The sequence below is a fragment of the Streptomyces sp. Y7 genome (assembly GCF_043195415.1).
GTDB lineage: Bacteria > Actinomycetota > Actinomycetes > Streptomycetales > Streptomycetaceae > Streptomyces.
Map to the genome: position 1 here is coordinate 37,048 of NZ_JBIDDQ010000041.1, position 18,597 is coordinate 55,644.

An 18,597-nucleotide genomic window follows, 5' to 3' on the forward strand; every position below is an offset into this window, starting at 1 on the left:
GGTATGGCGCGCGCCGTCGCCGTGGTCGCCCTGGTGGCGCTCGCGGCGCTGATCCCGCTGCTCGGGCCGTCGGCCGCGCTGCACGGCACCGGGGAGGCCGCCGCGCCCGGCACGGGCGGCATCGCGCTGCTGCGTGCAGTGCTGTTCGCCGCGCTGTGCGTTGCGCTGGGGGAACTGTTCGTGGACCGGCTGGCCCGGTCCGTGCCCGGCGCTCCCGCGGTCCGGCCGCGCGGCTGGGCGCCGTATGCGGCGGGCGTCGGCTTCGTCGCCGCGCTAGGGCTGGCCTCCGTCGTCTCCACCGGCAACCTCGTGCCGCACAGCCCGGCCGACCTCGACATCGGCGGCCTGTACGCCACGCGCGACGGCAAGCTCGCGCTGCTGGAGGTCAACGCCTTCGCCGCGGCCGGCCTGTGCGCCCTCTCCCGCCGGCCGGCCTCCCAGATCTGGCCGCTGGCCGCCGTGGTGGTGGCCGAGGCGCTGCGCGCGCACCCCGCGACCGAGCACGGCCCGCTGCTCGGCACGGGTCTGACGCTGGTGCATCTGACCTGTGCGTCGCTCTGGGTGGGCGGGCTGCTGTACGCCCTGCGGACCCTGCGCGGGTGGGGCGCCGGGGAGGCGGGCGCGGCGCTGCTGGGCCTCTACGCGCGCGTGGCGGCCGTTCTGCTCGCCGCCATCACCGCGACCGGGGTGTGGAGTTCGCTGCGCCGGATGCCGTCGCACACGATCCTCGACCAGCTGAGCGGGACGGCGTACGGGCGGGCCCTGCTGGCCAAGGTGCTGCTGGTGGCCGCCGTGGCCGCGCTGGCGCTGTGGGCGCGGATCCGGCTGCGCCGCGCCGCCGACCCGCTGACCGCCTGCTCCCCGGCGCGGGCCGAGGTCGTCGCCCTGGGCGTGGTGGTCGCGCTGTCGGGGCTGCTGACGGCGCTGCCGGTGCCGATCCGCTGGTGAACCGTCACGCCGTCAGCCGGCCCCGCGCCCGGCTCAGTTGGTGACCAGGACCTTCAGGGCGGTGCGCTCGTCCATCGCCTTGTAGCCGGCCGGGACCTCCTCCAGGCCGACGGTCAGGTCGAAGACCGGCGACGGGTCGATCGTGCCGTTAAGGACGTCGGGCAGCAGCTCGGGGATGTAGGTGCGGACCGGCGCGACACCTCCGCGCAGCGCGATGTTCCCGTCGAACATGACGCCGAGGTCGAGCCCGGTGCCGCTGCCGTGCGGCACTCCGACGAAGCCGATGGCGCCGCCGTCGCGGGTGATGTTGACGGCCGTCCGCATGGACTGCTCGGTGCCGACGGCCTCGATGACGGCGCGTGCGCCCTGCCCGCCGGTCAGTTCGCGCACCGCCTCGACGGCTGCTTCGCCGCGCTCGGCGACGACGTCGGTGGCGCCGAAGCGGCGGGCGATGTCGGTACGGACCTGGTGGCGGCCGAGCGCGATGATCCGCTCGGCGCCGAGCCGCTTGGCGGCGAGCACCGCGCACAGTCCGACGGCGCCGTCCCCGACGACGGCGACCGTGGCGCCCGGGCGGACCCCGGCGCCGAGGGCGGCGTGGTGGCCGGTGCCCAGGACGTCGGACAGCGTCAGCAGGGCGGACAGCAGGTGCTCGTCGGAGGCGGCGTCCTTGGGCAGCCGGACGAGCGTGGCGTCGGCGAAGGGGACGCGCACGGCCTCGCCCTGGCCGCCGTCGGAACCGACGGAGCCCCAGAAGCCGCCGTGCTCGCAGGAGGTCGTCAGGCCCTCCCGGCAGTACTCGCAGACGCCGTCGGACCACATGAAGGGCGCGACGACGAGGTCGCCCCTCCTCACGCCGCTCACCTCGGAGCCGGTCTCCTCCACGACGCCGAGGAACTCGTGGCCGATCCGCTGGCCCGGCTGCCGGGCCGCCTCGCCCCGGTACGCCCACAGGTCGCTGCCGCAGATACAGGCCCGCAGCACCCGGACCACGGCGTCGGTGGGCTGGTGCACCGCGGGGTCGGGCACGTCCTGGACGCGCATGTCGAAGGGGGCGTGAATGGTGGTGGCGCGCATCGCGAGGGTCCTTCTCGTCTCTTGGCCGTACGAGCGCTCAGGGGGTGGTGAGCGCGTCTCTCACCGTACGTCGGGGTCGGCACCCGGCGCGCCCCGAGGGTGCGGGCAGCACCGCTGAGCTGCGGACAAGGCAGGTGGGTGATCGAGCCCTACGCCCCCGCCACGTCCAGCAGCGATCCCGCCGCATAGGTGACCCCCATGGCGAGCGCGCCGCCCGCCACGTTGCGCAGTATCGCCCGGGCCGGGGCGGCGGCGCCGAGGCGGGCGCTGCTCCAGCCGGTCAGGGTGAGTGCGGCCAGGACGGAGACGACGGTGACCGTCAGCCGCCCCTGGGCCGGCGGCAGCACCATGGCCAGCAGCGGCAGCAGCGCCCCGGCCGTGAACGCCAGAAAGCTCGCCCAGGCCGCGTGCCACGGGTTGGTCAGCCGGTCGGGGTCGATGCCGAGCTCCACGCGCGCGTGCGCCCTCAGCGCGTCGCGTTCCGTCAACTGGACCGCCGCCTCCCGGGCCACGTCCCGGGACAGCCCCCGGCGCTCCAGCAGTTCCGTCAGCTCCTCCAGCTCCGCCTCCGGCCGTTCCCGCAACTCCCGCCTCTCCTGGGCGAGCGCGGCCTTCTCCGAGTCGCGCTGCGTGGAGACCGAGACGTACTCCCCCGCCGCCATCGACATCGACCCGGCGAGCAGCCCGGCCAGTCCGGCCGTGAGGAGGGCGTCCCGGTCGTCCGTCGCGCCGGCCACGCCGACGACGAGGCCCGCGGTCGACACGATGCCGTCGTTGGCGCCGAGGACGGCCGCGCGCAGCCAGTTCAGCCGCTCCGCCAGCGCGCCGCCGTGCGCCTCGCCATGCGTTGGTTCGGTCATATGCGGAGGATCGCACCGCGCGGGGCATCGGGGACGTACCGACGCTCGACGCCCGTCGGCGGACCCCGGCACACACGGCAACGGCGGGCGCCCGCCGCACGGTTGGCGAACCCGCGTCCGCGGGGGTCGAACAGGCAGGCGGGGCAAGGTACCTGACGGCGAGGACTGTCAGTGGCGGCCCGTATCCTCAGTGACCATGCTCGAAGACCGTACGCCCGCAGCGTCCTCCCCCACATCGTGGCCGGCCGTGTATCCCCAGGGATACGCGGTCGTTGACGTGGAGACCACCGGACTGGCCCGGGACGACCGGATCATCTCGGCGGCCGTCTACCGGCTGGACGCGCGCGGCGAGGTCGAGGACCACTGGTACACGCTGGTCAACCCGGAGCGTGACCCGGGCCCGGTCTGGATCCACGGTCTGACGAGTGACGTACTGGAGTCGGCGCCGCTGTTCCAGGAGATCGCCGAGGAGTTCTCGGCCCGGCTCGACGGCCGGGTGCTCGTCGCGCACAACGCCGTCTTCGACTGGCAGATGATCGCGCGGGAGTACGCGCGCGCGGAGCGCGAGGCCCCGGTGCGGCAGCGGCTGTGCACCATCGCGCTGTCCAAGGAGCTGGCACTGCCGCTGCCCAACCACAAGCTGGAGTCGCTCGCCGCGCACTTCGGCGTCGTGCAGCAGCGGGCGCACCACGCGCTGGACGACGCGCGCGTGCTGGCCGAGGCGTTCCGGCCGAGTCTGCGGGCCGCGGCGGCGGGCAGCGTGCGGCTGCCGCTCCAGGAGTGCCGGCCGCTGACGGAGTGGCGGGACACCGCCACTCCCAGGATCGGGCAGCAGGCGGGGGGCTACGGCGGCTACAGCGGCGGCTACCGGCCGACCAGTTGGCGCCCGTCCCGCAAAAGGCCCGCATGCCCCCATCCCAACCCAGGGCGTTACGAAGAGGGCAAAAGGCTCAAACAGGGCATGCGGGTGGCCTTCTCGGGAGACACGTCGATCGAGCGCGACCTGCTGGAGGACCGCGCGGTCGAGGCCGGGCTGCATGTGGCGACGAGCCTGTCCCGGCTGACCAGCCTGCTCGTCACGAACGACCCGGACTCGGGCACCTCGAAGGTGGTCAAGGCCCGGCAGTACGGAACACCGGTGGTGGACGAGGCGGCCTTCGGACAGCTCCTTCGCGACGTCGAACCCGCGTCGGAGCGGTGACCGTACGGACGGGTGATTGCCGGGCGACTCGCCCGGGGCCGTCCCGCCCCGCACCGCGGTGAACGCTCACCCTGTGGCGCATGGCGACATGTGAAGTCTGCGGAAACGACTACGGCATGACCTTCGAGGTGCACGCGCAGGGCGCGGTGCACGTCTTCGACTGCTTCTCCTGTGCGATCCACCGCATGGCACCCATCTGCGAGCACTGCCGTGTGCAGATCATCGGGCAGGGCGTCGAGGTCGACGGTCAATGGTTCTGCGGCGCTCATTGCGCCCGCGCGGAGGGAAAGGCGGGGATCGTCGACAAGGTGTGACCAGGTACCCGGCTGCCGGCACCCCACGACCGAGTTGTACGGTCGTGGGGTGTACCGCTTCCTGTTGTCCCGGCAGTGGGTGATCCTCACGCTGATCGCCCTGATCCTGATCCCCACGATGATCAGGCTGGGCTTCTGGCAGATGCACCGCTACGAGGAGCGCAGCGCCCGCAACCAGCTGGTCGCCGACGCGCTGGAGGCGAAGCCGGTACCGGTGGAGAGGCTGACGTCCCCGGGGCACACGGTCACCACCAAGGAGCGGTATCGCACGGTGACCGCGCAGGGCCGCTTCGACTCCGAGCATGAGGTCGTGGTCCGGCGGCGCGTCAACGCCGACGAGGAGGTCGGCTTCCACGTCCTGACCCCCTTCGTGCTGACGGACGGCAAGGTGCTGCTGGTCAACCGCGGCTGGATCCCCGCCGACGGTCCCAGCCAGACGGCCTTCCCCAAGGTCCCCCCGGCGCCGGCCGGCACCGTCACGGTCACCGGGCGGCTGATGCCGGACGAGACGACCGAGGCGAGCGGCATCAAGAACCTCCAGGGGCTGCCCGACCGGCAGGTCATGCTGATCAACAGCGAGCAGGAGGCCGGTCGGCTGGACGCTCGGGTGCTCGGCGGATACGTCGTCCTCAAGGCGCCCGAGCCCAAGGGGGACACTCCGGAACTGATCGGCAAGCCCGGCAACGAGAACGCCCCGCTGAACTACGCGTACGCCTTGCAGTGGTGGTTGTTCGCGGCCGGGGTGCCCATCGGGTGGGTGATCCTGGCTCGGCGTGAGGCGCGGGACCGGGAGGCTGCCGCCGCGGTGCCGGAGGAGTCGGAGGAGTCGGCGCCGGCAGGGGTGTAGCGGTTTCGCCGCGAGGGCTCCGGCTCCGGCTCCCCGCAGGACATTTCACTCCCCCGGCCGCACCCCTGATTGGCCCAGCGTCCCCTGGGGAACCCGCAATTGCGTGCACCCGCGCATCGAGGACTACGCCCTCATCGGCGACGAGCAGACGGCCGCCCTGATCGGCAGGGACGGCTCCGTCGACTGGCTGTGTCTGCCCCGCTTCGACTCGGGGGCCTGCTTCGCCAGGATCCTCGGCGACGAGAACAACGGGCACTGGCGCATCGCGCCCAAACACTCGGAGGGCCACTGCACGCGCCGCGCCTACCGCCCGGACACCTTGGTGCTGGACACCGAGTGGGAGACCGACGACGGCGCGATCCGCGTCACCGACCTGATGCCCCAACGCGACCGCGCGCCCGATCTGGTCCGCATCGTGCAGGGCCTGCGGGGCCGGGTCACCGTGCACAGCGCCCTGCGGCTCCGCTTCGACTACGGCTCGATCGTGCCCTGGGTGCGCGAGTCCGACGGGCACCGGGTGGCCGTCGCCGGACCGGACTCGGTCTGGCTGCGCAGCGAACCCGAAGTGCACACCTGGGGCGAGAACTTCGGCACCCACTCGGAGTTCACCATCGAGGAGGGCGAGCAGGTCGCGTTCGTCCTCACCTACCACCCCTCGCACGAACCGCGCCCGCCGCTCATCAACCCGTACAAGGCGCTGCACAACAGCGTCCGGGACTGGCACAAGTGGGTCGGGCACTGCCACTACGACGGCCCGTACCGCGACACCGTCATCCGCTCCCTGATCACCCTGAAGGCACTCACCTACCGGCCGACCGGCGGCATCGTCGCCGCCCCCACCACCTCGCTCCCCGAGGAGCTGGGCGGGGTCCGCAACTGGGACTACCGCTACAGCTGGCTGCGCGACTCCACCCTCACCCTCAACGTGGGCCTCTCGGCCGGCTACCGCTTGGAGGCCGAGGCGTGGCGTGACTGGCTGCTGCGCGCGGTCGCGGGCGATCCGGCCGACCTCCAGATCATGTACGGCATCGCGGGTGAGCGCCGGCTGCCCGAGTTCGAGGTGCCGTGGCTGTCCGGCTTCGCCGGCTCCTCCCCCGTGCGCATCGGCAACGAGGCCGTGAAACAGCTCCAGTTGGACGTGTACGGCGAGGTCATGGACTCGCTGGCGCTGGCCCGGGACGCGGGGCTGCCCACCAAGCCGCACATGTGGGCGATCCAGACGGCCCTCGTCGAGTGGCTGCGCTCGGCCTGGCGGCAGCCGGACGAGGGGCTGTGGGAGGTGCGCGGCGGCCGGCGGCACTTCGTGCACTCGAAGGTGATGGTGTGGGTGGCCGCGGACCGCGCGGTGCGCACCCTGGAGAAGAACCCGGAGCTGGAGGGCGACCTCGACGGCTGGCGGAAGTTCCGCGACGAGGTGCGCGGCGAGGTGCTGGAGAAGGGCTACGACGCCGAGCGGAACACCTTCACGCAGTCCTACGGCTCCCGTGAACTGGACGCCGCACTGCTGCTCATCCCACGCGTCGGCTTCCTGCCGCCCGACGACCCGCGCGTGGTCGGCACCATCGACGCGATCCGCGCCGAGCTCAGTCACCAGGGGTTTCTGCGCCGCTACAGCACCGACCGGACGGCCGTCGACGGACTGCCCGGCGACGAGGGCACGTTCCTCGCCTGCTCGTTCTGGCTGGCGGAGGCGCTGCACATGACGGGCCGCACGCAGGAGGCACGCGAGCTGTTCGACCGGCTGGTGGGGCTCACCAACGACGTGGGCCTGCTGGCCGAGGAGTACGACCCGGTCTCCGGCCGCCACCTCGGCAACTTCCCGCAGGCGTTCAGCCACATCGGTCTGGTGAACACCGCCCTCGCCCTGTACGGGGGCGAAGGGGCAGGATAGGGGCCATGGATCTTGGACTGAGGGACCGGGTGTACGTGGTCACGGGGGCGACCCGTGGACTGGGCAACGCGGCGGCGCGTGAGCTGGTGGCCGACGGGGCGAAGGTCGTCGTGACCGGCCGGGACGAGAAGCGGGTCGCCGACGCGGCGGCCGAACTGGGGCCGAACGCGCTCGGGGTGGCCGTCGACAACGCGGAGCCGGACGCCCCGGCCCGGCTCATCGCCGCCGCCCGGGACGCCTTCGGCGGCTTCGACGGCATCCTGGTGAGCGTCGGCGGGCCGCCGGCCGGGTTCGTCGCGGACAACACGGACGAGCAGTGGCAGTCCGCGTTCGAGTCGGTGTTCCTCGGCGCGGTGCGGCTCGCCCGGGCGGCAGCGGCGGAGCTCGACGAGGGCGGGGTCATCGGGTTCGTGCTGTCGGGGTCGGTGCACGAGCCGATTCCCGGGCTGACCATTTCGAACGGTCTGCGGCCGGGGCTCGCCGGGTTCGCCAAGTCGCTCTCCGACGAACTGGGGCCGCGCGGGATTCGGGTGGTCGGGCTGCTGCCGGCCCGAATCGACACGGACCGGGTGCGCGAGCTGGACGGGATGTCGGCGGACCCCGAGGCGACACGGGCCGCGAACGAGGCGCGGATTCCGTTGCGGCGGTACGGCAACCCGGAGGAGTTCGGGCGGGCGGCGGCGTTCCTGCTGTCGCCGGCGGCGTCGTATCTGACCGGGATCATGCTGCCCGTGGACGGCGGGATGCGGCACGGGTTCTGAGTCGCCGCCCGAGCCACCGGCGCGCTCAGACGTCCTCGTCCAGCCTGATGGCTCGCCGCAGATCCTCGGTGGCCTCGCTGGTCCTGCCCTCACGTTCCTCCAGGAGCGCGGCCGCGATGGCGTCCAGTTTCCGCTGGATCGCGAGCTCGGCGCGTTGCTCGGAGTTCTTCAGCAGGGCCAGGAGCAGCAGGGTCACCGCGGTCATCATGTCCCCGGCCAGGAACAGCCAGGTGTCCCCCAGTCCCGCCACGTGCGCGACGATGAAGAAGCACACCAGCGCCACGCACAGGAGGTAGAAGGGCAGGGAGCTGGTGAAGTGGGCCGCCGCCTCGGACAGACGCTTGAACCGTCCGCCCGCCTGCGCGGCGGGATGCCGAACCGTCATGGGCGCTGCCTTCCACGCGGTGGCCGGGGCGACCACGTCGTCTCAACTGACCCTTTCGGCCCCGTGCTTGACGCCCTTCAGGCGGACCTCCGCCGGCAGTGACGCCAGGCCCGCCGAGGTGCGGGCGTGGGCCAGGGCCTGGGCGGTGAGGTCGCTCAACGCCGTCCCCGGGTTCACATGGGGCGCCAGCAGGAGCCGTACCCGGGTCTCCGGGGTGCTGCGCCGGCCCGTCAGGTGCACATGGGCGCGCTGGACGCCCTCCTGGCCCGCCGCCTCGTTCGCCAGCACGCTCTCCAGGGCCCGGCCCCGCAGCAGCGCGCCCTCGCCGTCCCCGGTGTCCACGAGGACCTCCGTGAGGCGGCGCCGGCGCAGGTTCGCGGTCAGCCACCACAGAGCGAGCAGGACCAGGACCACCAGGACCGCGATGACCGTCGGCCACCACCAGCCGTCGTCGCGCCAGCGCGTCCGCTCGGCGTCGCTGAGCAGCACGTCGTGGCGGTCGTCGTGGATCCACCAGGAGGGCGCCGGGGCGCCCAGACCGACGGCGAGCACCGAGCCGCCGAGCACGAGCAGCACCAGTCCGACGAACCCGATCAGCAGCCGGTTGACGACCCTGAGCACGGCCCTCACCCCTTCCGTCCGAGCCGGCGGACATGCACCGACAGCGCCGGCGGGCGGGACAGTCCCAGGCCCCTGATCGCGTCGGCGAGCGTGGCGTCCAGGTCGGCGCGTACGTCGTCCAGGTCGCGGAAGTGCGAGACCGCGCGGACGTCGGCCTTGGTCCGCTTCATCCGTACCCGGACCGACTGGACGCCGGAGATCTCCATGGCCCGGTCGCGCAGGACGAGGGCGGCCAAGTCGCGGTGGAGGCCGGCGCGTACGTCGGCGTGGGTGCGCCGCATCGGCAGCACCTGACGCAGGCCGGGCGTCGCGGTCAGCACGAGCAGCCACAGGCCGAGGGCGGCGGCGACGCCCGCGCCGACCAGTACCCAGATGTCGTCGAGGGGGCGCTCGGCGAGCTGGTGGGCCAGTTCACGGCGCCAGGCCATCGGGGGCCGGCCGGCCCGCACCGAGGCGATGTCGTACAGGAAGACGACCGCGAGGAACAGCAGCACGAGCGCGGTGATCGCGGCCGGGATCCGGCGGGCCGACCAGAAGCGGCGCTCACGGCCGCCCTCGCCGTCGAGCACGGCCGGGGGCTCGTAGTCCGCCGCCGACGCCGACTGGTCGAGAGGCTCCGGGCCGGCCTCCTTCTCCAGAACCGGAAGTGGCTGTGTGCCGCCCTCGGACCCCTGGGACTCGCTCATCGCGTCCTCCGCTGTGCCGCGCCCTGTCCGGGCGCCGGGTGCAGCCGCTCCACGTGCACGGCGACCTCCGGCACCTCCATGCCCACCAACGCGCCTACCCGTTCCACGACCCGCCGACGCACGGCCGCGCACCGGGAGCCGATGTCGGTGGGGTAGTCGAGTTCGACGTGGACGCGGACCCGGGCGGCCTCGACAGCGGTCCCCTGGGACGCCTGGGGGCGGACGGCGACATGGGCGTAGGCGCGGGCGGCGTCCTTGGGCAGCCGGCCCACGGCCTCGCGGGCCGCCTGGGAGGCGATCTTCGTGACGACCCGGTCGGCGATCCTGGTCGCCCCGCGGTCACCGGCCGGGACGACGGGCGAAGGCCTGCCCGGGTCCGCGGCCTGGGCGCTCACGGACGTCACCGCCGTTCGCGCCGGCCGTCACGCTGGCGGAAGAAGTCGCCGAGTTCGTAGTCCCCCTCCGCGAACCGGCCGACGGCGAGGCCGACGGCGCCCAGGGCCGCCACCAGCAGGAAGGCTCCGAACCCGCCGAAGTACCCGGCGAAGCCCAGCGCCATGCCGGCGATCATGCCGACCACGGCCATGCTCATGATGCCCTCCGATCGGTTGCCGCCGGCGCCTCACCGCGTCCCTGCTCACTGAATCCGGGGCTGCGCCGGCTCTTCTTCCTCTTCCTCGGGAAGCTTCACATCACTCACCGCGATGTTGACCTCGACGACCTCCAGGCCCGTCATCCGCTCGACGGCGCCGACGACGTTCTCCCGAACGGCGCGTGCCACGTCGGCGATCGACACGCCGTAGTCGACGACGATCTCCAGATCGAGCGCGGTCTGCACCTCGCCGACCTCCGCGCTGACGCCACGGGTCACGGACTTCGACGTGCCGGGTACCCGTTCCCGTACGGCGCCGAAGGTGCGGCTGATCCCGCTGCCCATGGCGTGCACGCCGACCACGTCGCGGGCCGCCATTCCGGCGATCTTTTCCACGACACCGTCGGCGATGGTGGTCCGCCCTCGGCCGGCCGGGTCGCCGCCACCACGCTTGGTGGTCCGGCGCGACTGCGCCATCTCCTCAGGGTTCTGCGTCCGGTTCTGCTCCGTGTCGGTCATCGCCGTCCGTCCCTTCGGCCTTTCGTTCCTTCGACCACCGTAAGCGCGGTTGCCGCACCGCGCTTCAGGGATGGGGCAGGCTGGAGGAATGACGACGGCGGACAGGTGGACTCAGGCGGTCCGGCAGCAGGTGAGGCTCGGGAGGCTGCTTCCGCTCGGGGGCGCCACCGACGGCGCGTGGATCTTCGAGCAGGCGGCCGCGGCGGTCCTGCGGCGCGCGGCCGGAGACGTGCGCGGGGTACGGGTGGAAGCGCTGCGGATCGCGCTCAGCGACCCGGAGGACACCCACGAGGCGGCCGTACCGGCACCGCCGAGCGCCCTGCCGCCGGGCCCGCTGCGGGTGACGGCCGACTTCGCGGCGACGCCGGCCGAACCGCTGCCGATGGCGGCGGACCGGCTGCGCGCACTGCTGACGGCCGCGGCGAGGGAACGCCTCGGCCTGAGGGTGACGGAGGTGGACCTACGGGTGACGGCCCTGCTCGACGAGGAGGCCGAGCCTGATTCCGTACGGCCGCCGGAGCCGGCGGCCGCCGCCGAGCCCGCGAACCCCGACGAGGAACGTGTCGCCGCGGCGGCGCTGGCGGTGCCGGGGGTGGGCCGGCTGACCGCCGCCCTGGGCGGGCTGGGTCACCCGGCGCACATCGAGGAGCGGCAGGGCACGGCCGCCCTGCCGCACCGGCATGTGCGGGTCGAGATCGCGGTGAGCGGGGACCACCGGGCCCTGGACGTGGCCCGGGAGGTCCGCAGAAGGGTGCACGAGGCACTGACGGACCGTCCGACGGTGGCCGTGCTGGTGACGGCCGTCGGCTGACCGCCCTCGTGCTACTCGCCGAGGCCGGCCAGATCCCGCAGCCGGCGTGCCTGCGCGGCGCGCTCGGCGCCCCGCTGCTCGTCGTACGTACGGTCCACGGCGCCACGGATCAGCGCCTTGGTCTCGATGACGGCGTCGCGCGGCGCGGCGACGATCGCCCCCGCCAGATCCCGTACGGCGTCGTCGAGCTGGTCGGCGGGCACCGCGAGGTTGGCGAGGCCGCTGCTCACGGCCTCCTCGGCCAGCACGAAGCGCCCCGTCACGCAGATCTCCAGCGCGCGGCCGTAGCCGACCAGTCCGACGAGCGGATGCGTGCCCGTCAGGTCCGGCACGAGGCCGAGGCTGGTCTCGCGCATGGCGAACTGCACGTCGTCGGCGACGACGCGCACGTCACAGGCGAGCGCGAGCTGGAAGCCCGCCCCGATGGCATAGCCCTGCACGGCGGCGATGGACACGATGTCGTTGCGCCGCCACCAGGTGAAGCCGTCCTGGAACTCGGCGATGGCAGCGTCGAGTTCACCGTCGCTGCTGCGCGCGAGTTCCACGAAGGACGGCTCGCCCTCGATCCCCTCGGGGGTGAACATCTGCCGGTCGAGTCCGGCGGAGAAGGCCTGGCCCTCGCCGCGCAGCACCACGACCCGCACGTTGCCCGGCAGGATCTGCCCGGCCTCCGCGAGCGTCCGCCACATGGCGGGGCTCTGCGCATTGCGTTTGGCCGGGTTCGTCAGGGTCACCGTGGCGATCGCGCCGTCGACGGTGAGCCGTACGCCGTTCTTGTCGAGCAGGGGAGCGAGTTCCTGGTCGGGCGAAGCCATGCGGTGCCTCCGATGCGTGCGGTCATTCCGGGATGCCGGAGAGGCACCCACTAAGTGACTGCACAGTAACCACCCGGCCAGTCAACCGACCGACCGGGTGGCCACCATCGAAGCCGATGGGCCGCCCGGGCTCAGGACGATGCGGCCTTCTTGCCCCGCGTCGCCCCGCCACGCCCACGGAGCGTGACGCCCGATTCGCTGAGCATCCGGTGAACGAAGCCATACGAGCGACCGGTTTCCTCGGCCAGCGCCCGAATGCTCGCACCGGAGTCGTACTTCTTCTTCAGGTCTGCCGCGAGCTTGTCGCGCGCGGCGCCGGTTACCCGGCTGCCCTTCTTCAGAGTCTCGGCCACCCGTGCCTCCTCATGGGAAGTGCGCTCTGGTCTCCTCATGATCACCCCTCCGGGCCTTCATGGCCACCCATTCGGCAAGGTCCGTGAGACATGGTTGTGACGACAGGAGCACATCCCCACATGCGGAATCTCGAATTCCGACCTGTTCTGTCCGTACGGCCGAACGGGTTCTTTCACGAAGGCCCAGGTCAGGGCAGCACGACGGCCGAGCCCTTGTCGATAAAGGACTCGGCCGCGAATTCGATGTAGCACACACCTCGGTACGAGGAGATCTCACACAGATGATGGATCACCGATGGGCCGAATGATCCATAGCCTGTTGATCACGCATTCGATCAAGCGAGGGCGACGAGATCCGCGTAATCGGCGCCCCACAGGTCCTCGACGCCGTCCGGCAGCAGAATGATCCGCTCCGGCTGAAGCGCCTCGACGGCGCCCTCGTCGTGGGTGACCAGGACGACGGCGCCCTTGTAGGTGCGCAGCGCGCCGAGGATCTCCTCGCGGCTGGCCGGGTCGAGGTTGTTCGTCGGCTCGTCGAGGAGCAGCACGTTCGCCGACGACACCACGAGGGTGGCGAGGGCGAGGCGGGTCTTCTCACCGCCGGAGAGGACACCGGCCGGCTTGTCGACGTCGTCACCGGAGAACAGGAACGAACCGAGCACCTTGCGGACCTCGACGAGGTCCAGGTCGGGCGCGGAGGAGCGCATGTTCTCCAGGACCGAGCGCTCCGGGTCGAGGGTCTCGTGCTCCTGCGCGTAGTAGCCGATCTTGAGGCCGTGGCCGGGGATCACGGCGCCGGTGTCCGGCTGCTCGGCACCGGCGAGGAGCCGGAGCAGGGTGGTCTTGCCGGCACCGTTGAGGCCGAGGATGACGACCCGGGACCCCTTGTCGATCGCCAGGTCGACGTCGGTGAAGATCTCCAGTGAGCCGTACGACTTCGACAAGCCCTCGGCGGTCAGCGGGGTCTTGCCGCAGGGCGCCGGCTCCGGGAAACGGAGCTTGGCGACCTTGTCGGAGACGCGTGCCGCTTCGAGCCCGGCGAGCAGCCGGTCGGCACGCTTGGCCATGTTCTGCGCGGCGACCGTCTTGGTGGCCTTGGCGCGCATCTTGTCGGCCTGCGAGTGCAGTGCGGCGGCCTTCTTCTCGGCGTTCTGCCGCTCGCGCTTGCGGCGCTTCTCGTCGGCCTCGCGCTGCTGCTGGTAGAGCTTCCAGCCCATGTTGTAGACGTCGATCTGGGCGCGGTTGGCGTCCAGGTAGAACACCTTGTTCACGACCGTCTCGACCAGGTCGACGTCGTGGGAGATCACGATGAAGCCGCCGCGGTAGGTCTTCAGGTAGTCGCGCAGCCAGACGATCGAGTCGGCGTCGAGGTGGTTCGTGGGCTCGTCGAGCAGCAGGGTGTCCGCGTCGGAGAACAGGATCCGGGCGAGCTCGATACGGCGGCGCTGACCACCGGAGAGGGTGTGCAGCGGCTGGCCGAGCACCCGGTCGGGCAGGTTGAGCGCGGCGGCGATGGTGGCGGCCTCGGCCTCGGCTGCGTACCCGCCCTTGGTGAGGAACTCCGTCTCCTGGCGCTCGTACTGCCTGAGTGCCTTCTCGCGGGTGGCGCCCTGGCCGTTGGCGATGCGCTGTTCGTTGTCGCGCATCTTGCGGATCAGTACGTCCAGGCCGCGCGCGGAGAGGATCCGGTCGCGGGCGAGGACGTCGAGGTCGCCGGTGCGGGGGTCCTGCGGGAGGTAGCCGACCTCGCCGGAGCGGGTGATGTTGCCGCCGGCGGGGATGCCCTCGCCCGCGAGGCACTTGGTGAGAGTGGTCTTGCCGGCGCCGTTGCGGCCGACCAGGCCGATGCGGTCGCCCTTGGCGACGCGGAAGGTCGCGGACTCGATGAGGACGCGCGCACCGGCGCGCAGCTCGATACCGGAGGCGGAGATCACGGACAGACTCCAGGCAGGGGTAGGTGGCGGGATGGGCGGCTGAGGACGTTCCCGCCGTCTAATGCGCGAGGAGAATGGCCATGAGGCCAGTCTAACGGGGCCGTGCAACCACTTTTTCTGGGATCGGGTGTTCGGGCGCCCTGCCGTGACGTACGGCACTTCGGGGGGTGTGCGTTCGGTTCGCGGGCCGTTGTCAGTGGTCGCTGCCAGACTGGGCGCATCCATCAGAGGTGGGGATCACAAAGGGGTGATCGGCATGACAGGCACCGGTGAGGGGCGTCCGAGCATCTACCCGACGCTGCTGTACAAGGACGCGAAAGCGGCGATCGAACAGCTTACGGAGGCCTTCGGGTTCACGGAACTCGCGGTGTACGAGGGCGAGGACGGCAAGGTGGCGCACGCCGAGCTGGCACAGGGCAACGGCGCGGTGATGCTCGGTTCGAAGGGCACCGGCAGCGCCTTCGACAAGGTGATGAAGGACTCGGGCACCACCGGGGTGTACGTCGTCGTGGCGGACGTCGACGCACACCACCGCAGGGCCGTGGAGCACGGCGCGGAGATCCTGATGCCCCCGACGGACCAGGACTACGGCTCGCGGGACTACATGGCCCGGGACCTCGAGGGCAACGTATGGAGCTTCGGGACCTACGCCCCCGAGATCAAGGGCTAGGCCCCCTCAGCTCCCCCCGGTGTGCACCTGGAAGGCGGCGCGGCGCACCGCCTTGGCCAGGGCGGGGTCGGGGTGCGCGGCGGCGAGCGCGACCAGGACCTGCACGGTGCGGGGGTGCCCCACGGCACGCATCGCGTCCAGGAGCGCGGGGACGGTCGGCTGGAGCGCGGACTCCAGGTGCCGCACCAGCATCGGGGCCTCGCCGTGGTCGGTGACGGCGGCGGCGGTGTCGACCCACAGCCAGGTGGCCTCTTCCCGGGTGAGCACCTCGTGGGCGTCCTCCGGGTCGACGCCGTCGTGCTCGGCCAGCCACAGCAGGGCGTAAGGGCGCAGAGTGGGCTCGTCGACGACGGCGCGTACGTCGGGCTCGGCGGGGGCGCCGACGACGCGCAGCGCCTCGAAGGCGAGGCCGCGCAGGAGGGCGTCGTCGCCGCGGGCGGCGACCAGGAGTTCGGTGACGGCGCTGCCGACGGGGCGGGCGGCGAGCCAGGCGCGGTACTCGTCACGGGCGGCGTTCGGGCGCAGCTGGGCACAGCCGCGCAGCATGTCCTCGGCGGCCTGCTCGATGTTCCCGGCGGGGCTCTGGGCGGCGACGCAGATCTGCTCCAGCTTGACCCAGACGGCCCAGCTGCCGAGCGGGGTGAGCGTGGCCTGTCCGTCACCGCAGGTGAGGGCGCCGACGGAGGAGAGAGCGTGCAGGGCCCAGTCCAGCAGCGGGGCGAGGGGCGTGTCCACGACGGCGGCCGGGGCGGTGATCGGCTCGGGGCGCGGCCCGTAGGGAATCTCGCACCGCTCGGTGCGCAGTTCCGTGACGCGCTGCTCCAGCAGGTCCAGCAGCTGCTCCACGGGGACGGGCCCGGCGGACAGCTGGAGGAAGGAGAGCACCTGGGGCAGGGCCGAGACGACGTCGGCGACGGCGCCGTGCTCGAAGTGGTCGGGTTCCGGGTGGGCGAGCGACCAGGCGTCGAAGAGGGCCACCCAGCCGCGCAGTACGGCACTGTCGTCGCGGTCCCAGGCGCGCAGTCGCCAGCCGGGGCGGGCGCTGTCGCCGTGCACCTCGACGAGACCGGCGAGCCGCGCGGTGTCCCAGTCGGCGCGCACCTGAGCCACGGTCAGGCCCAGGTCGGTGGCCGCCCGTTCGGCGGTCGCGTCGGAGAGGGTGCCTCTGCCGTCGGAGTCGGTGCCGCCGCGGCCGGGACGCAGGGCGGTGTCGGCCCAGTGGGCGACACGGGCCGCGGCGGCCAATCCGGAACGAGCCATTCTGGCCAGCTCGGCGCGGGCCGGTGTGCCCTCCGGGGGGCGTGGGGCGGGGCGCCGGGGGCGCCGCTGGTTCACGGCTCGGGGGGCGGCGGCCAGGGGTCGCGGGCGGACGAGTCGAAGCCTGGAGTCGCGCGGGATACGGGACGTCACGGGTGCAGTCTTCCGGTTGACGGTCCGAAAACCCAAACGGAATGTCACGAGGGGCGACGGGGATGGCCAACGCACGGGGTCCGGCGAGCAGCTGAGGGCCGATATCAGGCCACTCGTACGCCCTTAAACGGAATCCCCCGGACCGCTGCCTGAGGGGCCGTGCGGACGGCTCGTCGATGCTCCGCAAAAGGTGCGGTCAGCACGGACGCGGGGAGCGCCGCAAACGCACCGCGACGGTCCCCGGAAGGCCGTACGAGCAGTCTCAAGGCGCCCCGGGACATCACATGAGCGGCGTCATGAAGCGGCGCAGGGACTCCTCGTAGGACTCCGGGTCGGCGTTCCACATGGCCGCGTGGGGGGCGCGGTCGACCCTCTGGAGGGTCACCAGGTTGGGGTGGGCGTCGGCCAGGCGGCGGGACAGGTCCCAGGGGGCCACCCGGTCGTCGGGGCCGTGGAAGACGAGGGTGGGGACGGCCGGCGCGGCGAGAGCCCGGCCGTCGGAGCTCATACCGGTGCGGCCCTGTGCGGCGCGGACCGCGAGCGGCAGCAGCGCGCTGGGCGTGTGGCGGGCCGTGGCGAGAGCACGGAGCGTGGTCTCCCAGCTCAGGACCGGGGAGTCCAGCACCAGGCCGGAGACCCGGTCGCGCAGTCCTGAGCGCGCGGCGGCCCGCAGCGCCATGGTCGCGCCGGTGGACCAGCCGAGCAGCACGAGCTGCTGGGCGCCGTACCGCATGGCGTAGCGCATCGCCGCGTCCAGGTCCCGCCACTCGGTCTCACCGAGGTGGTTGAGGCCGTCCGTCGGGCGGGGTGCGCCCAGGTCGCCGCGGTAGGCGAGGGCGAGGACCGGGAAGTGGCGGCCGCTCAGGAACCGCATGACGTTCATGGCCTGTTCGCGTGTGGTGCCGAGGCCGTGCACGGCGATGACCCAGGTGTCCCGGGCGCCGGGGACGAACCAGGCGGGCAGGGAGCCGAGTTCACCGGGGATGTCGACGTCGGCGTGGTCGAGGCCGAGGGCGGCGCTCGGGTTGCCGACGTAGACGTTCGGGGTGAGCCAGACGCTGTCGCCGGGCTGGAAGGTGCCGTGCGTGACGCGTTCGAGGCGGCGTACGACGGTGTCGGCGGAGTGCTTCGCCGCGGCGAGGACGGGGCCGACGACCGCGTGCGAGCCGTCGCCGGCCAGGCCGTAGGTGCCGGGGCGCAGGGAGGCCAGGTCGCGGGTGAGCGCGATCTGGCCGGCGGCCGTGGCGTGCACGGTGAGACGGGGTTCGGTGGGCAGGGGCCTGCCGGGGGGCGCCGTCAGCGCGGCGCCACTGGCGAACCGCCCGGCGGCGACGCTGGCAGCGCCGGCGGCCAGGGCCACGGTGACGGCAGCGGCCGTCGCTTTGACAGTGCGCACCCGTCCAGTGTCCGGGCGGATGGGGGGAGCGGCCAGTGGGAGGCCGGGATGGAGTGAGGAAGCGGTGCGACGGGGATGGCGTCGCGCCCCAGGGGGTGCCTCGGCATGCCGTCCGGCGACTGCGGGCCCGTCGTGGCCGCTCGCGCAGTTCCCCGCGCCCCCCAAGAAGGGCGTTGCAGGCGGCCTGTGCCCAGACGTGACCGTCGCCGTTACGGCCGTCGCGCAGTTCCCCGCGCCCCCGAGAAGGGCGTCGCAGGCGGCCTGTGCCCAGACGTGACCGTCGCCGTTACGGCCGTCGCGCAGTTCCCCGCGCCCCCGAGAAGGGGCGTTGCAGGCGGGCTGCGCCGTGACGTGACTGCCGTTGTCGCGACCGTTTGCGCAGTTCCCCGCGCCCCTAAAAGCTGGTGGGCCTGCGCCACGAAGCAGCTGTGGTCGCCGGCGGCGAGGAGGGGGCGTGCCGGGGGGTGTCCGCCCGCAGCGGCGGGCGTCAACGAACAGCACATCTG

21 protein-coding genes are annotated in these 18,597 nt (G+C 72.6%); 8 read left to right on the forward strand and 13 right to left on the reverse strand.

Annotated elements, in window-relative coordinates; all coding sequences use genetic code 11:
• The first annotated feature begins 3 nt into the window (after window positions 1-3).
• The gene (locus ACGFW6_RS43250; protein ID WP_393522785.1) at window positions 4-948 is read left to right on the forward strand and encodes a CopD family protein; all 945 of its coding nucleotides are present in this window, start codon (window positions 4-6) and stop codon (window positions 946-948) included.
• 33 nt (window positions 949-981) lie between these two features.
• Here ACGFW6_RS43250 and ACGFW6_RS43255 read toward each other — a convergent pair whose 3' ends face one another.
• Window positions 982-2,025, reverse strand: a complete 1,044-nt coding sequence (locus ACGFW6_RS43255) for a zinc-dependent alcohol dehydrogenase family protein (protein WP_393522738.1) — start codon at window positions 2,023-2,025, stop codon at window positions 982-984.
• 149 nt (window positions 2,026-2,174) lie between these two features.
• Window positions 2,175-2,885, reverse strand: coding sequence for a VIT family protein (locus ACGFW6_RS43260; RefSeq protein WP_393522741.1), 711 nt, complete (start codon window positions 2,883-2,885; stop codon window positions 2,175-2,177).
• A 196-nt stretch (window positions 2,886-3,081) separates the two neighbouring features.
• Here ACGFW6_RS43260 and ACGFW6_RS43265 point away from each other — a divergent pair, with 196 nt between their 5' ends.
• The 5 genes from ACGFW6_RS43265 to ACGFW6_RS43285 all read left to right on the forward strand — a co-directional run bounded on the left by ACGFW6_RS43265 (window position 3,082) and on the right by ACGFW6_RS43285 (window position 7,899).
• Window positions 3,082-4,086, forward strand: a complete 1,005-nt coding sequence (locus ACGFW6_RS43265; RefSeq protein ID WP_393522744.1) for a DEDDh family exonuclease — start codon at window positions 3,082-3,084, stop codon at window positions 4,084-4,086.
• Between the two features lie 80 nt (window positions 4,087-4,166).
• Window positions 4,167-4,400, forward strand: a complete 234-nt coding sequence (locus ACGFW6_RS43270) for a hypothetical protein (RefSeq protein WP_037873332.1) — start codon at window positions 4,167-4,169, stop codon at window positions 4,398-4,400.
• 49 nt (window positions 4,401-4,449) lie between these two features.
• Complete coding sequence (locus ACGFW6_RS43275) at window positions 4,450-5,247, forward strand: SURF1 family protein (RefSeq protein ID WP_393522747.1); 798 nt, start codon at window positions 4,450-4,452, stop codon at window positions 5,245-5,247.
• 103 nt (window positions 5,248-5,350) lie between these two features.
• Window positions 5,351-7,138: a glycoside hydrolase family 15 protein gene (locus tag ACGFW6_RS43280; protein ID WP_393522750.1), complete on the forward strand. Its 1,788-nt coding sequence runs from the start codon at window positions 5,351-5,353 to the stop codon at window positions 7,136-7,138.
• Window positions 7,139-7,143: 5 nt separating this feature from the next.
• On the forward strand, window positions 7,144-7,899 hold the full coding sequence (locus ACGFW6_RS43285) for an SDR family oxidoreductase (RefSeq protein ID WP_393522753.1): 756 nt from the start codon (window positions 7,144-7,146) through the stop codon (window positions 7,897-7,899).
• Between the two features lie 25 nt (window positions 7,900-7,924).
• Here ACGFW6_RS43285 and ACGFW6_RS43290 read toward each other — a convergent pair whose 3' ends face one another.
• From ACGFW6_RS43290 to ACGFW6_RS43315, 6 genes are read right to left on the reverse strand one after another with little or no spacing between them, the layout of a single operon-like run.
• Entirely contained in the window at window positions 7,925-8,284 is a 360-nt protein-coding gene (locus tag ACGFW6_RS43290) for a low affinity iron permease family protein (RefSeq protein ID WP_393522756.1), read from the reverse strand.
• Between the two features lie 42 nt (window positions 8,285-8,326).
• Window positions 8,327-8,914: an alkaline shock response membrane anchor protein AmaP gene (gene amaP, locus ACGFW6_RS43295; RefSeq protein ID WP_393522758.1), complete on the reverse strand. Its 588-nt coding sequence runs from the start codon at window positions 8,912-8,914 to the stop codon at window positions 8,327-8,329.
• Entirely contained in the window at window positions 8,911-9,591 is a 681-nt protein-coding gene (locus ACGFW6_RS43300) for a DUF6286 domain-containing protein (protein WP_393522761.1), read from the reverse strand. The genes amaP and ACGFW6_RS43300 overlap by 4 nt, the downstream gene beginning before the upstream one ends.
• Complete coding sequence (locus ACGFW6_RS43305) at window positions 9,588-9,986, reverse strand: Asp23/Gls24 family envelope stress response protein (protein WP_393522764.1); 399 nt, start codon at window positions 9,984-9,986, stop codon at window positions 9,588-9,590. The genes ACGFW6_RS43300 and ACGFW6_RS43305 overlap by 4 nt, the downstream gene beginning before the upstream one ends.
• Window positions 9,987-9,991: 5 nt before the next feature.
• Window positions 9,992-10,183: a hypothetical protein gene (locus ACGFW6_RS43310; protein WP_393522767.1), complete on the reverse strand. Its 192-nt coding sequence runs from the start codon at window positions 10,181-10,183 to the stop codon at window positions 9,992-9,994.
• Between the two features lie 45 nt (window positions 10,184-10,228).
• On the reverse strand, window positions 10,229-10,702 hold the full coding sequence (locus ACGFW6_RS43315) for an Asp23/Gls24 family envelope stress response protein (RefSeq protein WP_393522770.1): 474 nt from the start codon (window positions 10,700-10,702) through the stop codon (window positions 10,229-10,231).
• An 88-nt stretch (window positions 10,703-10,790) separates the two neighbouring features.
• On the opposite strand from ACGFW6_RS43315, the gene ACGFW6_RS43320 reads away from it, so the two are divergent.
• Window positions 10,791-11,513 carry a nucleopolyhedrovirus P10 family protein gene (locus tag ACGFW6_RS43320; protein WP_393522772.1) on the forward strand — a complete coding sequence of 241 codons (723 nt, stop codon included), beginning with the start codon at window positions 10,791-10,793 and terminating at the stop codon, window positions 11,511-11,513.
• Window positions 11,514-11,524: 11 nt separating this feature from the next.
• Here ACGFW6_RS43320 and ACGFW6_RS43325 read toward each other — a convergent pair whose 3' ends face one another.
• From ACGFW6_RS43325 to ACGFW6_RS43335, 3 genes are all read right to left on the reverse strand, one after another.
• On the reverse strand, window positions 11,525-12,328 hold the full coding sequence (locus ACGFW6_RS43325) for an enoyl-CoA hydratase/isomerase family protein (RefSeq protein ID WP_393522774.1): 804 nt from the start codon (window positions 12,326-12,328) through the stop codon (window positions 11,525-11,527).
• 131 nt (window positions 12,329-12,459) lie between these two features.
• On the reverse strand, window positions 12,460-12,681 hold the full coding sequence (locus tag ACGFW6_RS43330) for a helix-turn-helix domain-containing protein (protein WP_004002281.1): 222 nt from the start codon (window positions 12,679-12,681) through the stop codon (window positions 12,460-12,462).
• A 335-nt stretch (window positions 12,682-13,016) separates the two neighbouring features.
• On the reverse strand, window positions 13,017-14,615 hold the full coding sequence (locus tag ACGFW6_RS43335; RefSeq protein ID WP_030956529.1) for an ABC-F family ATP-binding cassette domain-containing protein: 1,599 nt from the start codon (window positions 14,613-14,615) through the stop codon (window positions 13,017-13,019).
• Between the two features lie 256 nt (window positions 14,616-14,871).
• On the opposite strand from ACGFW6_RS43335, the gene ACGFW6_RS43340 reads away from it, so the two are divergent.
• Entirely contained in the window at window positions 14,872-15,285 is a 414-nt protein-coding gene (locus ACGFW6_RS43340; protein WP_393522777.1) for a VOC family protein, read from the forward strand.
• Between the two features lie 6 nt (window positions 15,286-15,291).
• Here ACGFW6_RS43340 and ACGFW6_RS43345 read toward each other — a convergent pair whose 3' ends face one another.
• A complete protein-coding gene (locus tag ACGFW6_RS43345) occupies window positions 15,292-16,695 on the reverse strand; it encodes a hypothetical protein (RefSeq protein ID WP_393522780.1) in 1,404 nt (467 codons plus the stop codon).
• A 280-nt stretch (window positions 16,696-16,975) separates the two neighbouring features.
• Window positions 16,976-18,091: an alpha/beta hydrolase gene (locus ACGFW6_RS43350; protein ID WP_393522782.1), complete on the reverse strand. Its 1,116-nt coding sequence runs from the start codon at window positions 18,089-18,091 to the stop codon at window positions 16,976-16,978.
• Between the last annotated feature and the right edge of the window lie 506 nt (window positions 18,092-18,597).

Excerpts from the sequence above, each read along its gene's own strand:
- ACGFW6_RS43250 (WP_393522785.1), top strand. The coding sequence starts at position 4 with ATGGCGCGCGCCGTCGCCGTGGTCGCCCTGGTGGCGCTCGCGGCGCTG.
- ACGFW6_RS43255 (WP_393522738.1), bottom strand. The coding sequence starts at position 2,025 with ATGCGCGCCACCACCATTCACGCCCCCTTCGACATGCGCGTCCAGGAC.
- ACGFW6_RS43260 (WP_393522741.1), bottom strand. The coding sequence starts at position 2,885 with ATGACCGAACCAACGCATGGCGAGGCGCACGGCGGCGCGCTGGCGGAG.
- ACGFW6_RS43265 (WP_393522744.1), top strand. The coding sequence starts at position 3,082 with ATGCTCGAAGACCGTACGCCCGCAGCGTCCTCCCCCACATCGTGGCCG.
- ACGFW6_RS43270 (WP_037873332.1), top strand. The coding sequence starts at position 4,167 with ATGGCGACATGTGAAGTCTGCGGAAACGACTACGGCATGACCTTCGAG.
- ACGFW6_RS43285 (WP_393522753.1), top strand. The coding sequence starts at position 7,144 with ATGGATCTTGGACTGAGGGACCGGGTGTACGTGGTCACGGGGGCGACC.
- ACGFW6_RS43290 (WP_393522756.1), bottom strand. The coding sequence starts at position 8,284 with ATGACGGTTCGGCATCCCGCCGCGCAGGCGGGCGGACGGTTCAAGCGT.
- ACGFW6_RS43300 (WP_393522761.1), bottom strand. The coding sequence starts at position 9,591 with ATGAGCGAGTCCCAGGGGTCCGAGGGCGGCACACAGCCACTTCCGGTT.
- ACGFW6_RS43310 (WP_393522767.1), bottom strand. The coding sequence starts at position 10,183 with ATGAGCATGGCCGTGGTCGGCATGATCGCCGGCATGGCGCTGGGCTTC.
- ACGFW6_RS43315 (WP_393522770.1), bottom strand. The coding sequence starts at position 10,702 with ATGACCGACACGGAGCAGAACCGGACGCAGAACCCTGAGGAGATGGCG.
- ACGFW6_RS43320 (WP_393522772.1), top strand. The coding sequence starts at position 10,791 with ATGACGACGGCGGACAGGTGGACTCAGGCGGTCCGGCAGCAGGTGAGG.
- ACGFW6_RS43325 (WP_393522774.1), bottom strand. The coding sequence starts at position 12,328 with ATGGCTTCGCCCGACCAGGAACTCGCTCCCCTGCTCGACAAGAACGGC.
- ACGFW6_RS43340 (WP_393522777.1), top strand. The coding sequence starts at position 14,872 with ATGACAGGCACCGGTGAGGGGCGTCCGAGCATCTACCCGACGCTGCTG.